The 13,736-nt window shown below is 67.7% G+C and carries 13 protein-coding genes; 8 read left to right on the forward strand and 5 right to left on the reverse strand.

Annotation, left to right across the window (positions count from 1 at the left end; translation table 11 throughout):
• From PMI01_RS18215 to PMI01_RS18245, 7 genes are all read left to right on the forward strand, one after another.
• A partial coding sequence (locus tag PMI01_RS18215; RefSeq protein ID WP_007672252.1) for an aminotransferase class III-fold pyridoxal phosphate-dependent enzyme occupies positions 1-888 on the forward strand: 888 nt, incomplete at its 5' end.
• Positions 889-974: 86 nt separating this feature from the next.
• Positions 975-2,486 carry an aldehyde dehydrogenase family protein gene (locus PMI01_RS18220; protein ID WP_007672253.1) on the forward strand — a complete coding sequence of 504 codons (1,512 nt, stop codon included), beginning with the start codon at positions 975-977 and terminating at the stop codon, positions 2,484-2,486.
• Positions 2,487-2,640: 154 nt separating this feature from the next.
• Complete coding sequence (gene leuC, locus PMI01_RS18225) at positions 2,641-4,065, forward strand: 3-isopropylmalate dehydratase large subunit (protein ID WP_007672256.1); 1,425 nt, start codon at positions 2,641-2,643, stop codon at positions 4,063-4,065.
• The gene (leuD, locus tag PMI01_RS18230) at positions 4,062-4,676 is read left to right on the forward strand and encodes a 3-isopropylmalate dehydratase small subunit (protein WP_007672260.1); all 615 of its coding nucleotides are present in this window, start codon (positions 4,062-4,064) and stop codon (positions 4,674-4,676) included. Before leuC ends, leuD begins: the two co-directional genes overlap by 4 nt.
• On the forward strand, positions 4,670-5,842 hold the full coding sequence (gene alr, locus PMI01_RS18235; RefSeq protein ID WP_007672263.1) for an alanine racemase: 1,173 nt from the start codon (positions 4,670-4,672) through the stop codon (positions 5,840-5,842). The genes leuD and alr overlap by 7 nt, the downstream gene beginning before the upstream one ends.
• A complete protein-coding gene (locus PMI01_RS18240) occupies positions 5,839-7,095 on the forward strand; it encodes a D-amino acid dehydrogenase (protein WP_007672266.1) in 1,257 nt (418 codons plus the stop codon). The genes alr and PMI01_RS18240 overlap by 4 nt, the downstream gene beginning before the upstream one ends.
• Positions 7,096-7,126: 31 nt before the next feature.
• Positions 7,127-7,474 (forward strand): RidA family protein, encoded by a 348-nt coding sequence (locus PMI01_RS18245; protein WP_007672269.1) that lies wholly within the window; start codon positions 7,127-7,129, stop codon positions 7,472-7,474.
• A gap of 68 nt (positions 7,475-7,542) precedes the next feature.
• Here PMI01_RS18245 and PMI01_RS18250 read toward each other — a convergent pair whose 3' ends face one another.
• From PMI01_RS18250 to PMI01_RS18270, 5 genes are all read right to left on the reverse strand, one after another.
• Positions 7,543-7,920: a Fur family transcriptional regulator gene (locus tag PMI01_RS18250; RefSeq protein WP_085954887.1), complete on the reverse strand. Its 378-nt coding sequence runs from the start codon at positions 7,918-7,920 to the stop codon at positions 7,543-7,545.
• Positions 7,921-8,008: 88 nt separating this feature from the next.
• Positions 8,009-8,368: a MerR family transcriptional regulator gene (locus tag PMI01_RS18255; RefSeq protein ID WP_007672276.1), complete on the reverse strand. Its 360-nt coding sequence runs from the start codon at positions 8,366-8,368 to the stop codon at positions 8,009-8,011.
• Positions 8,369-8,864: 496 nt separating this feature from the next.
• Positions 8,865-9,371 (reverse strand): TetR/AcrR family transcriptional regulator, encoded by a 507-nt coding sequence (locus PMI01_RS18260; RefSeq protein ID WP_202948096.1) that lies wholly within the window; start codon positions 9,369-9,371, stop codon positions 8,865-8,867.
• Between the two features lie 53 nt (positions 9,372-9,424).
• Positions 9,425-9,769 carry a DMT family transporter gene (locus tag PMI01_RS18265; protein WP_007672287.1) on the reverse strand — a complete coding sequence of 115 codons (345 nt, stop codon included), beginning with the start codon at positions 9,767-9,769 and terminating at the stop codon, positions 9,425-9,427.
• A gap of 246 nt (positions 9,770-10,015) precedes the next feature.
• On the reverse strand, positions 10,016-11,086 hold the full coding sequence (locus PMI01_RS18270) for an AraC-like ligand-binding domain-containing protein (protein ID WP_157223814.1): 1,071 nt from the start codon (positions 11,084-11,086) through the stop codon (positions 10,016-10,018).
• 228 nt (positions 11,087-11,314) lie between these two features.
• On the opposite strand from PMI01_RS18270, the gene PMI01_RS18275 reads away from it, so the two are divergent.
• Positions 11,315-13,732, forward strand: a complete 2,418-nt coding sequence (locus PMI01_RS18275) for a TonB-dependent receptor (protein ID WP_007672293.1) — start codon at positions 11,315-11,317, stop codon at positions 13,730-13,732.
• The last annotated feature ends 4 nt before the right edge of the window (positions 13,733-13,736 follow it).

Raw genomic sequence — 13,736 nt, forward strand, 5'->3', positions numbered from 1 at the left:
GGCGGCATGTCCGCCTGCGGCGGCGACGCCTGGCGTCGCAACTACGAGCCGCTGATGCCCGGCTTCCTGAACGTGGAGTCCCCCAACCTCTACCGTCCGCCGTTCGACGTCGACGCCGAGACGCTGTCGCAGATGTGCGCGACCCTGATGGAGCGGGAGATCCTGTTCCAGGGTCCTGACACCATCGCCGCCCTGATCGCCGAGCCGATCCAGGGCGCCGGCGGGGTCAACGTCCCGCCCGCCAGCTACTGGCCCAAGCTGCGTGAAATCTGCGACCGGTACGGCATCCTCCTGATCGCCGATGAGGTCATCACCGGCCTTGGCCGGTCGGGCGCCCTGTTCGGCGTCCGTAACTGGGGGGTCAAGCCCGACATCATGTGCTTGGCCAAGGGCATCACCTCCGGCTACATCCCGCTGGGCGCGACCTTGATCAATGAACGCGTGGCCAGCGCCTGGGAGGCCCAGGGTCCGCGCGCGGTCGTCATGCACGGCTACACCTACAGCGGCCACCCGGTGGCCTGCGCCGCCGGCCTGGCGGCCATCGACCTGACCCTCAACGAAAACCTGGCGGAAAACGCCCGCGTCGTGGGCGACTACTTCCTGCAGAAACTGCAAGGGCTGAAGGATCGCCACGAGGTGATCGGCGACGTCCGCGGCAAGGGCCTGATGATCGCCGTCGAACTGGTCAAGGATCGGGCGACCAAGGAGCCCTTCACGCCGCTCGACAGCTATCCCGGCCGGGTTTCGGACGCCTGTCTCGATCGCGGGGTCATGCTGCGGACCATCGTCAACAAGTTCATCATCTCGCCGCCGCTGATCTTCACCAAGGCGCACGTCGACGAGGTGGTCTCCGCGCTCGACGACGCCCTGAGCAAGACCCCCCGCTAGGCCAAAAGCCACGGCGCCCGCCCCAAGGGCGGGCGCCCTCCGGCCGCCCCGACGCGGGGCGCCTCTCGCGCAGTTGGAAACCGATCATGACGGCGAACCTCTTCAAACACGACCTTTCGACCATCGACCCGGCTGTCCGCGCGGTGCTGGCGCGCAAGCCCGCCTTCTACATCGACGGCCAATGGACGCCGGCCGCCAAGAGCTTGCCGGTCATCGACCCCTCGTCGGGCGAGACGGTGGCGGCGATCGGCGCCGGCGGCGGCGATGAGGTCGACGCCGCGGTCAAGGCCGCCAAACAGGCCCTGTCGTCGCCCGAATGGGGCAAGCTTGGACCGGTGGGCCGCGAACGCCTCCTGCATCGCCTGGTGGCGCTGATCGAGGAAAACGCCGCGGTGCTGGCCCAGGTCGAGACGATCGACAACGGCATGCCCAGCTGGTTCGCCTTTGGTCCGACCATCCTGGGGGCCGCCGACGTCTACCGCTACTATGCAGGATGGCCCAGCAAGCTGGCCGGCGAGACCATGCCGGTCGAGGGTCCGCCCGGGGCCGGCGTCTTCACCGGTTTCACGCGCCGCGAGCCGGTGGGCGTCGTCGCCGCGATCATTCCCTGGAACGTGCCGTTCATGATGGCGGCCTGGAAGCTGGCGCCCGCCCTGGCCGCCGGCTGCACCGTGGTGCTCAAGCCGGCCGAAGACACCAGCTTGACCGCCTTGATGCTGGCCGATCTGGCCCAGCAGGCCGGCTTCCCCAAGGGCGTGATCAATGTCGTCACCGGCCGGGGCGCCGAGGCGGGCGAAGCCCTGGTGTCGCATCCCGACGTCGCCAAGATCAGCTTCACCGGCTCGACCGTCACCGGACGGCGCATCGGCGAGATCGCCGGACGCAATCTGAAGAAGCACACGCTCGAGCTGGGCGGCAAGTCGCCCACCCTGGTGTTCGACGACGCCGATCTGGACGCCGCGGTGCCCGGGGCGGCCAATTCGATCTTCGTCAATTCCGGCCAGATCTGCGTCGCCGGCTCCAGGCTCTATGTCCAGGCCGGGGTCTATGACGCGGTCGTCAAACGCCTGGGCGAACACCTGGCCTCCGTGCGGGTCGGCGCGGGCCTGGTGCCGGACGTGTTCATGGGACCGCTGGTCAACGCCGCCCAGAAGCAGCGGGTCGAAAACTATCTCGACGCCGCCGCCAAGGCGGGGTTCCAGGTGCTGCGCGGCCCGCCCGTGAGCGCCGAGGCGGGCTACTTCGTCAGTCCCGCCGTGGTGATCGGAGCCGGTCAGCAGGACGCGATCACCCAGGAGGAGGTGTTCGGCCCGGTGTTGTCGGTCTATCGCTTCGCCGACGAGGCCGAGGCGATCGCCCTGGCCAACGACTCCGCCTACGGACTGGCCGCGACGATCTGGTCGCAGGACGTGGGCCGGGTGATGCGCGTCTCGGCCGCGCTCGAATGCGGCAAGGTCATCGTCAACAATTCGGGCTTTCCCTATGCCGGCTTGCCCGAAGGCGGCGTCAAGGGCTCGGGCCATGGCCGCGACCTGGGACGCGAAGGCGTCGAGGCCTGCCTGCGCACCAAGACCGTCATGATGCGGATCTCCGACTAACCCTTCGCAAGAGCCCCGGCGCGTCATCAGGCGCGGCCGGGGCCGACGGAAATTCAGTGATCTATTTTCGCGCCCTAGCCGCCCGGACCCGCGAGGTCAGGCGCGGCCTCGTCCTGTCGTGCGGCCAGCCAGCGTCCTTGCCAGGAGCGGCCCGGTGAGCGCCCGCGCGCCCCGGACCCTGTTCGAGAAGGTCTGGCGAAACCACCAAGTGCGCCGCGCGTCCGCCGACGCCCCCGCCATCCTCTATATCGACCTTCACCTGGTCAACGAGGTGACCTCGCCCCAGGCCTTCAGCGAGATCGCCGAGCGCGGTCTTGCGGTGCGCCGCCCCGACCTGACGCTGGCGACCATCGACCACGCCATCCCCACGCTGCCGCCCGGCCTGGACGGCTTGCGGCCGTTCGTCAGCCGAGCCGCCCGCGATCAGGTCGATCGCCTGCAGGCCAACGCCGCGCGCCACGGCATCGCGTTTCTGGGCTGGGACGATCCCCGTCGCGGGATCGTCCATGTGATCGGTCCCGAACTGGGTGCGACCCAGCCGGGCATGACCATCGTCTGCGGCGACAGCCATACCTCGACCCATGGCGCGTTCGGGGCCCTGGCGTTCGGGATCGGCACCTCCGAGGCGGCCGGCGTGCTGGCTTCGCAATGTCTTCCGCAGCGTCCGCCCCGCCAGTTGCTGGTCGATGTCCAAGGCGTCCTGCCGCGCCACGTCACCGCCAAGGACCTGACCCTGGCGATCGTCGGCCGGCTGGGCGCCAGCGGCGGCTCGGGGTTCGCCATCGAGTATGGCGGACAGGCGATCCGCGCGCTCTCGATGGAAGAGCGGATGACGGTCTGCAACATGACGATCGAGACCGGCGCCAAGACCGGCATGATCGCCCCGGACGAGACGACCCTGGACTATCTTCGTGGGCGCCCGTTGGCGCCGTCCGCGTCCGAGTGGGCGGAAAAGAGCCGGCGATGGCTGGAACTGCGCTCCGACGACGACGCCGTCTTTGATCACCGCGTGACCCTGGACGCGCGAGGTCTGGCCCCCATGGTCACCTGGGGAACCACGCCCGACACCGCGATCGCCGTGGATGCGATCGTGCCGGCCCCGGCCTCGGCCGACGCGCGGCGCGCGCTCGACTACATGCGTCTGGAAGCGGGACGGCCGATCGCCGGCCAGCCCGTCGACTGGGTGTTCCTGGGCAGTTGCACCAACGGCCGTCTTTCGGACCTGCGTTCGGCGGCCGAGGTCCTGCGCCGCGGCGGCCACATCGCCCCAGGCGTGCGGATGTTGGTGGTTCCCGGCTCCGAACAGGTCCGGCGCGAGGCTGAAGCCGAGGGTCTCGACCAATTGTTCTTGCAGGCCGGGGCCGAATGGCGCCTGCCCGGCTGTTCGATGTGTCTGGGCATGAACGGCGACGTGACGCCGCCTGGCCAACTGGTGGTGTCGACCTCCAACCGCAACTTCGTGGGACGACAGGGTCCCGGCGCGCGCTCGATCCTGGCCAGTCCGGCGACCGCCGCGGCCTGCGCCCTGGCCGGCGCCATCGCCGATCCCCGCGACTATCTGGAGCGCCCGGCCCCATGAGCGCCCCGAACTTCCCCCCGCTGATCCGATACACCGCCCCGATCGTCGCCTTGCCGGCGAGCGGCATCGACACCGACCAGCTTTTCCCCGCGCGCTTCATGACCACGACCAGCAGGGCGGGTCTGGGCGAGTTGCTGTTCCATGACTGGCGTCATGACGCGGCGGGCGCCAAGACCAGCCACCGGCTCAACCGCATGCCCCCTGGCGGCCCGGCCATTCTCGTGGCCGGGGCCAATTTCGGCTGCGGCTCGTCGCGCGAACACGCGGTCTGGGCCCTGGCCGACTTCGGGGCGCGTGTGGTGATCTCCAGCGTCATCGCCGAGATATTCGCCGGCAACGCGGTACGCAACGGGGTCCTGCCGATCGTGGTCGAGGAGGCTGTCGTCCAGCGCCTGATGGCTTGCGACGGCGGCGATCTCACCGTCGATCTCGAACACCAGCGCCTGACCACGCCTGGGCTCGAGGACATGCCCTTCGCGGTCGATGGCTTTGCCCGTCGCTGCCTGATGGAGGGCGTCGACGCCCTGAGCTGGCTGCTCGGCCAGGCCCAAGACATCGACGCCTTTGAACGCGATCGCCGGAACGGTCGCGGGGGAGGCGGCGGATGCTGATGGACGAGACCTTGCGGGACGCGGCCGGGGCGAGATTGACGATCGACCTGATGGCGCTCGTCGACAACTACCGGGCCATCGCGCGGCGCGTGGCGCCGGCGGCGGTCGCCGCCGTCGTCAAGGCTGACGCCTACGGCCTGGGCGCGCGGGTGGTCTCGCGCGCCCTGGAGGCGGCCGGCTGCGCCGACTTCTTCGTCGCCACCCTGGGCGAGGCGATCGACCTGAAGCCCGCGCTCGGCGCGGCCTCGCGGGTCTTGGTGCTCAACGGCTTGCAGCCGGGCGCTGAACGGGTCTGCGCGGCCGCAGGCGCCATCCCGGTGATCAACGCCCTGGAGCAGGCCTGGCGTTGGCGCGACCTGACACTGGAACTGGGCCACGCCCTGCCCGTCGCCCTGCAGGTCGACAGCGGCATGTCGCGCCTGGGGCTCTCGCCAGACGAGGTGGAGGTTCTAGCCGGCGATGAGCTGTTCCTCGCCCAGGCGCCGCCGATCCTGGTCATGAGCCATCTGGCCTGCGCCGACGAACCGGAAAACGGCTACAATCGCACTCAAGCGATCCAGTTCGCCAAGCTGGCCGACGCCTTGCCGCCGGCGCCGCGTTCCCTGGCCAATTCCGGCGCGGCCTTCCTCGATCCAAGCTTCCACGGCGATCTGGTTCGCGCCGGCGTTTGCCTCTACGGCGCCGCGCCCAACGCCGCCCGCCCCAATCCGATGAAGCCCGTGGTCAGGCTGGAGGCCCGCGTCGTCCAGATTCGCCAGATCCCCGCCGGACAAGGCGTCGGCTACGGCCTGACCTACACGCCGACCGCGCCGACCGCGATCGCCACGATCAGCCTTGGCTACGCCGACGGCTGGCCGCGAGCCCTGAGTAACATCGGGGCTGCCTACTATCAGGGCGTTCGCCTGCCGATCGCCGGACGGGTGTCGATGGACAGCATCACCCTGGATATCAGCGCGCTGGCCAAGACAGGCCTTGCCCTGCGCCTGGGCGACGCGGTCGAGTTGCTGGGCGCTCACCAGACCCTGGAAGACGTCGCCGAGCAGGCCGGCACCATCGCCTACGAAATCCTGACCGGTCTGCGACACCGCTATCACCGAACCTATGTGGAGAGTTCCTTGGCCCAAGACCGCCTGGCCGCGCCTAAGCCCGTGGGCGCGGGCCGATGAGAGTCGCCGTTCTGGGAGCCGGCGTCGTCGGCGTGACCACGGCCTATTATCTGGCCAAGGCCGGGCATGAGGTGACGGTGATCGACCGCCAACCGGGTCCGGCGCTGGAGACCAGCTTCGCCAACGCCGGTGAGATATCGCCAGGTTACGCCTCGCCCTGGGCCGCGCCGGGCATTCCGCAAAAGGCGATCAAGTGGCTGATGATGGAGCATGCGCCGCTGATCCTGCAACCGACCCTGGATCGCGAGACGCTGAGCTGGCTGCTGGCGATGCTGGGCAATTGCACGGCGGGCCGGTACGCGATCAACAAGGAGCGCATGGTCCGTCTCGCCGAATTCAGTCGCGACCGCCTGATGGACCTGCGCGCCGACACCGGCATTCAATACGACCAGCGCATGCGGGGCACCTTGCAGTTGTTCCGGGACCGCCGACAGCTCGACGGCGTGGACAAGGACATCGCGGTGCTGCGGGCCGGCGGCGTGCCTTTCGACGTCCTGGACCGCGCCGGCTGCGTGGCGGTCGAGCCCGGCCTGGCCGCGGCCAGCGAGGATTTCGTCGGCGGGCTGCGGCTGCCCAATGACGAGACCGGCGATTGTTTCAAGTTCACCAACGCCCTGGCCGACCTGGCCGAAGGCCTGGGGGTGGACTTCCGGTTCGGGACGCAGATCCAAGCCATCGAGATGCTGGGCGACCAGGTCGCCCAGGTCCAGACCTCGGGAGGGCCGGTCGCGGCGGACGCCTATGTGGTGGCCCTGGGCAGCTACTCGGCAAGACTGTTGCGGCCCCTGGGCCTCGGGTTGCCGGTCTATCCGGTCAAGGGCTATTCGATCACGGCCAAGATCGTCGACGCCGGCCGCGCTCCGGTCTCGACCCTTCTGGACGAGACCTACAAGGTCGCCATCACCCGTTTGGGGGACCGTATCCGGGTCGGCGGCATGGCGGAGATCTCCGGCTACAACAACCAGCTTCCGCCGCGACGTCGCGCGACGCTCGAACGCTCGGTGGGCAGTCTCTTTCCGGGCGGCGGCGATCTCGAAGGGGCGCAATACTGGTCGGGCCTGCGGCCGATGACCCCCGACAGCACCCCCGTGGTCGGCCCCACGCCGATCGCCAATCTCTATTTGAACACCGGCCACGGCACCCTGGGCTGGACCATGGCCTGCGGTTCGGCCCATGTGCTCAGCGACCTGATCGGCGACAAGGCTCCGGCCATCCGCGCCGACGATCTTTCGATCGCCCGTTATCGACGCTAGTCGCCCCTTTTCAACCGAGAGAGATGCTCCCATGACGATCACACGCCTTCACGCCGGCCCACGCATGAGCCAGGCCGTCATTCACGGCGACACCGTCTATCTGGCTGGACAGGTCGGCGCGCCCGGCGCCAGCGTCGCCGAACAGACCAAGGCCATCCTGGCGCAGATCGAAACCCTGCTGGCCGAGGCGGGCAGCGCCAAGGCCAAGATCCTCTCGGCGACCATCTGGCTCGCCGACATGGCCGACTTTGGCGAGATGAACGCCGTCTGGGACGCCTGGCTGGGCGGGCAGGACGCACCGGCCCGCGCCACCGGCGAAGCCAAGCTGGCCACGCCCGCCTACAAGGTGGAGATCATCGTGGTGGCCGCGCGCGACTAGGGTTGGCGACCGGGTTTGCGGCCGCGGCGAGCGGATCTCAAGCCCGGTCCCGCTCGCCGCGCGCCTGACTAGTCGGCAACAGAGCGCGGCAAGGGCTGCGCGTAGAGCTCGAGGCGATGGCCGACCAGCCTGTAGCCGAGACGCCGCGCGACCGCCTCCTGCAGCGCCTCGATCTCCTCGTCCAAGAACTCGATGACCAGGCCACTGGTCAGGTCAATGAGGTGGTCGTGGTGATTGGCGGGCGTTTCTTCGTAGCGCGAACGTCCATCCCGGAAGTCATGTCGCTCGACGACGCCGGTTTCCTCAAGCAGCCGCACGGTGCGATACACCGTGGCGACGGAAATCTGAGGATCCAGCAAGAGCGCGCGCCGATGGACCTCGACGACGTCGGGATGATCGTCGGCGTCCGACAGGACCTCGGCGACGACCTGTCGCTGCGCCGTCATCTTCACGCCCTTGGCCCGGCACTTCGTCACCAGCGCGTTCAAACCGGCTTCCTCCTGAACAAAAGGACCTGAGCGCCGCGCGTCGAGGTCAAGGCCGATCCAGCCGAGCGAGATAGTCGCGCAGCGCGGCGCGTTGCGTCTCCAGGTTCCCGGCCAGCACCTCCAGGCGCTTGCGAAGCTTGCGTTCAGCGTCGGGCGCCTCGGCGATCAGGATCGCGATCTCCGATATCCGCAAGCCGAGGTTTTTCAGCGCGACGATCTTCGCAAGCCGGGCCTTGGTGGCCGGCGTCAGGAACCGCGCGTTCTTGGGGCCGCGTTCGCAGGAGATCAGGCCGACCATCTCGTAGTGGCGAATGGCGCGCATGGTCAGCCCTGTCTGGCGACTGACCTCATGGATCGAGGACGAGAACTCGGCCGTCGGGGCGGCGGGAGAGGAATTGGCGAACATGTCGTCTCGTGGTTGCGACGTCCGGTCTTAGGGGCGACGGCGCGCCAGGACCTTGGCCAGATTTGCCGGTCCGGCGGGTTCACCGCGCCATCGCCGCTCCTGGCCGGCGGATCGCGGTCGGGACCAAGATCTGAACGCCCGTGGAGGGTGACAATGTCGCCAACCTCCGATCACCGGGCTCTACCCTTGGAGGGGGACGCGCCCAGCGCCGAGAGGCTATTAAAGGCGATCGGTGCAAATCCAACTTGCATATGCGACTTAGTCGCAGTAAATATCACATGACGTCGAGGCCCCCACCGGGGACGCTCGGCGGCAGCGGCTTCACGTGGCGACAGGTCGGGGGGAGTGTCGTCACACTCCGAACTCCCTGACTCCCGTGAAGCCGTTGCTATCGACACCCTTCGGGTCGCGACCCATCCGGCAGTCCGCGACCTCCCGGTCATCCGCCCACGCAAGCGCGGGGGCGTGGCCGAAGAGCGCCAGCGCCGAGGATGATCTATTTAACGCCTCGGGACAGATCCAGCAGGGTCTTGCGCAGCCGGAACGCGTCGATGCCGTGGGCCGCCCCGGAAATCTGCGCCAGCCAGGCGCCGTCGACCGCCAGGCGGATGACCTCGAAGAGCGGCGCGGCGTCCGTGTCGGCATGGCGTCGCAATCTCGCGTCCATCCAGGCGGTCCAGCGCGGGGTGAGGGAGCTGTCGATCGCCAGCGAGCCTCCCAGCGCCGTCCAGGCGCGGCGCGGCCGCTCGTCCATGGTCAGGGTCGCGCTGACATAGGCGCGCGTGAACCGGCCTGGCGCGGTCGGCTCATCGTCCATCTCCTGATCGATCTGCTGGTCCAGGCGTTCCAGAAGATCGTCGACCATGGCCTCGACCAGGGCCTGCTTGCTGGCGAAGTGGTGAAAGAGCCCGCCCTTGGTGACGCCGGCCGCCACGGCCACGGCGCTGACCGTGACATTCGCCAGGCCCTGCTCGGCGGCGATGTCGATCGCGCAGTCGAGCAAGGCGCGGCGAACACGTTGCGGCTCCTTCTTTCGGGTATGGGCCGATCCGCTCGTCAATGGCTCACCGATTTGGAGAAGCCGTTGACGACCACCACGCCCGCGACGATCAGGCCAATGCCGAACAGGGCGGTCGGGTCGAGCCGCTGCTTGAAGACCACCACGCTGATGATCGCGGTCAGCACGATGCCAAGACCACCCCAGACCGCATAGGCGACTCCGAGCGGAACGCTGCGAAGGGCCTGGGCCAGAAGGAAAAACGAGCTGGTGTAAAACAGCGCCGAGGCCAGGGTCGGCCAGAGTTTGGTGATGTGCTCGGACTTTCCCAGGAAGGTCGTTCCGGCCACTTCGCACAGGATCGCGCCGCCGAGCGCCGCCCAGGACAAAAGCGTGGTGTTCATGGCGGGCCTTTTCTCATTGATGGGAACAGCCGATAAGATACCTACTGCGCGGTATGTTTCAAGGGTCACACATCGAAAATCACCGGCCATATTAAAAATCAGCCGCTTCAGCCGTCGGATCAGCGCCCTGCCAGGCGCCTTCCCGCGGGGTTGCGATGGGGTCGGGATGGGGGCTTCCGCGTCACGGTTTCGACGCCATCGACCCTGACCACGGACTCAAGATCACGCCCCGAGCGCCGGCGGCGTTCATTTCAGGCGTCGACGCCGATAGTCCCGCGGGCTGGCGCCGAAGGCGGCGCGAAAGGCGCGCGCGAAATAGCCCTGGTCGTTGAAGCCCGCGTCCGCGGCGATGTCGACGATCTTGCCGTCCGTGGTCTCCAGCGTCTGCGCCGCCCATGACAGCCGACGCGCCAGGATGTAGGCCGAAGCCGTCGTGCCCTTGGCCGCGAACAGCTTTTGCACGGATCGCGGACAAAGCCCCGACGCGGCGGCGATATGTCGGACGCCATAGTCCGCCGCCGCGAAATTCCGGTCGGCGAGGGCGAAGACTTCGCGCTCCAATCGCGAGACGGTCAGGCCAAAGCCCGGACGGCAGGCCGGCGACAGGCAGGCGATGGCCATGTCGACGACGATCGGCTCCAGGTCGCTGCCGTGCTCGGGGTCGGAGACCTGGTCGCTTTCGCTCCAGATCGCCTCGACGAACGACCGCAGCAGCCCGGTGCGGCCAAGTTCGGGCGTGAGGCGGACCGCCACGGCGTCCTCCAGGCGCGGAAGGCGGCGCTTCATCACGCCGGCGGGCAACCGCAACACCAGAAAGCTGGCGCTGTCGTCGAACTCCAGACTGTAGGGCCGGGTGGTGTCGCAGATCGCCAGGTCGCCCGGGGCGAGCAGAGCCTCGCGTCCCGCCTGACGATTGACGCTCTTGCCGGTCATCTGGAGGTGAACCAGGAAATGCTGGTCGCGACCCTGCTGCGCCACATGTTCGCGTGTATGGTAGATCGTCGAGGCCGACGAATGAGCCTTCGCCAGCCGGACGGCGCCGATGCCCAATCGATCGAGCTGGGCCGAATAGGTCACATCCGAAGCCGCCTGGACCGTCAGTCCAGTAAAGGTCTCGTTGTTCAGAGCGTTCCAGAATTCAAGGCGTTTGTCGGCATGAATTCCATGGGTCGAGAAGCGCTCAACACCAAATTGAGACGGCTGTGTCGATCGGGAAACAACGCCCTGTTCCATCCCGCCCCCAATGTTCGTGAGGCGTATCTTCGACGCCCCTTGAGGAATCCATAGTCCGAAAAACATGGGTCGGCAAATCACCACCGCCAGCCGTTGGCGCGCCCAAAGGCGCCGCGCACGGCCTTGGCGAGCCGAGACTCGACCGTCCGACAAGGAGGCGGGCGGCCGCGGGCTGGCGCGCGCCGCCGCCGGCCTGAATCGGGAAGAAATTTTCGCGCCAGTCCCAAACCTGGTCGGGCCAGTCCAAGCAGGCCCTTCGCTGCCGACCGTAAGCTGTCCGCCAAAGACTTAAAAAAGTCGGGGGAGGACACCATGAATATTTCCAGGAACGCGCTCTACGTCTCGGCCGCGGTCGCCGCCTTGAGCGTCTCGGCCTCGCCAAGCCGGGCGCAGGACAACCCAGCGGCCAAGCCGCCGGAAAACGCCCTGGCCGAGATCGTGGTCACCGCGCGCCGGCGCGCAGAGAACGTCCAGACCGTGCCGCTGGCCGTGTCGGCGCTCAACGGCGACGTCCTCAAGGCGCGCGGCATCAGCAGCACGCTGGAGCTGTCCAGCGCGGTGCCGAACGTCCAGTTCGACTCGACCTCGTCCTTCTCGGGCGTGTCGTCGTCCTTCCAGGGCTTCATCCGCGGCATCGGTCAGTCGGACTTCGCGATCAACACCGACCCGGGCGTGGGCGTCTATATCGACGGCGTCTATCTGGCCCGCACCGTGGGCGGGGTGGTCGATCTGATGGATGTCGAGCGCGTCGAAGTGCTGAAGGGACCTCAGGGGACGCTGTTTGGCCGCAACAGCATCGGCGGCGCCGTCAACGTCACCACGCGCGACCCCAGCTCCGACCTCGGTTTCCGGGGCCAGGTGCAATATGGCCGCTTCAACCAGGTCAATACCGGCGGCGTCCTGAACCTGCCGCTCGGCGACAACCTGGGCGCCACGGTGTCGTTCTCCACCCGGGCGCGCGACGGCTATCAGAGCCGCATCGCGTTTCCGGGCTTCGTGGGCCAGACCGGCGCCACCCTCAGCCAGACGATGGTCGCCGACAAGAACCAGGGCGGCAAGCCCGGGGCGGAAAACAACCAAACCCTGCGGGTGAAGCTGAAGGGGACGCACGGCGATCTGTCGGCCACTCTCTCGGCGGACTACTCCCATATCCGGGACGCGGCCGCGCCCGGCACCTTGCTGACCGCCGATCTGGATCCGGTCAATTCGCTGTCGGCGCTCTATAACGGTTGCGTCCTGGGCCTCGCTCCGCGGGCAATTTGCGGGGTTTCGCAATATCTGCCCTACGGCGCCAACGCCGACGCCAACCCCAACAACAATCTGCCCCTCTACGACAACCGGTTCGTGACCGGCAATCGCGACACGACCTACGCCACGGGGGCCAATTTCTCCAACATCGACTCCTACGGAACCTCGCTCACCCTGGAATACGCGCTATCGGACAACGCGACGGTCAAGTCGATCAGCGCCTACCGCAAGATGAACGCCAAGTTCGGCCGCGACATCGACGGCTCGCCGCTCGACATGGACCAGACCTCGTTCCAAGTCAGCCAGAACCAGCAGAGTCAGGAACTGCAGTTGAACGCGCGGGCGTTCGAGGCCCTGAAATATACGCTGGGCGCCTACTACTTCCGGGAAAGCGCCCAGCAGAACGACATCGTGCCGCTGGGGCAGGGGATCTTGCAGATCGCCGGTCCCAACACCCAGCGCACCAACGCCTGGGCGCTCTTCGGCGAGGCCAACCTCGAGGTCACCAGCCGCCTGAGCCTGCTGTTTGGGGGCCGTTACACCGAGGAGCGCAAGCGGATCAATCTTGACTCGCGCAGCCTGACCTCGTTCTTCAACCTGGTCCTGCCGCCCGGCGCGTTCCCGCGGGCCGACACCAGCTACCTGGCGCCCGAGGATCCGCAGCGGGCCAAGTTCACCGATTTCTCGATCCGCGCCGGCGCCAACTACAAGATCAACGACGACGCCTTCGGCTATTTCACCTATTCGCAGGGCTTCAAGTCGGGCGGCTTCACCACCCGCCTGACCGCGCCCTACAACCCCGCCTTCCCGGGCAATTCGGAGCTTCCCTCCCTGGCGTTTCAGCCGGAGAGCGCCAACAATTACGAGATCGGCCTGAAGACCCAGTTCGCCCAGCGGCGCGGGCGGCTGAACCTGGCGGCGTTCTGGGACGACTACAGCAACATTCAGGTGGTGGTGCAGCGGGGCATAACCCCCTCGAACGAAAACGCCGCCAAGGGACGCATCCGGGGCTTCGAAGCCGAGCTGGACGCGCGGGTGACCTCGCGGCTGCGCATCGGCGGCGCGCTGGGCTATACGGACGCCAAGTACACCGCGCTCAATTTCCCGCCGGCCGCCGCGCCCTTCGGCCTGGACGCCAAATTCCAGAACACGCCTGAGTGGACGCTCAGCGCCTCGGCCAACTATTCGCTGCCGCTCGACAGCGGCGCCGTCGTCGATCTGAACGTCAACGACAGCTATCGCTCGGCCCAGTACAAGGACGCGGCCAACACCCCCCTGCTGCGGCAGGGGCCGGTGAACCTGGTCAATGCGTCGGTGGCCTATACCGCCCCCAACAAGGCCGTGACCTTCACCGTCGGCGGCAAGAACATCTTCGACAAGCGCTACATCATGTCCGGCTTCGCCACCTCGAGTATCGGCTTTGTCGAGGCCACCTACGCCCGGCCGGCCGAATGGTACGCGCGCCTCGATTTCAGCTTCTAGGACC

It is taken from the genome of Caulobacter sp. AP07 (genome assembly GCF_000281955.1).
Classification (GTDB): domain Bacteria; phylum Pseudomonadota; class Alphaproteobacteria; order Caulobacterales; family Caulobacteraceae; genus Caulobacter.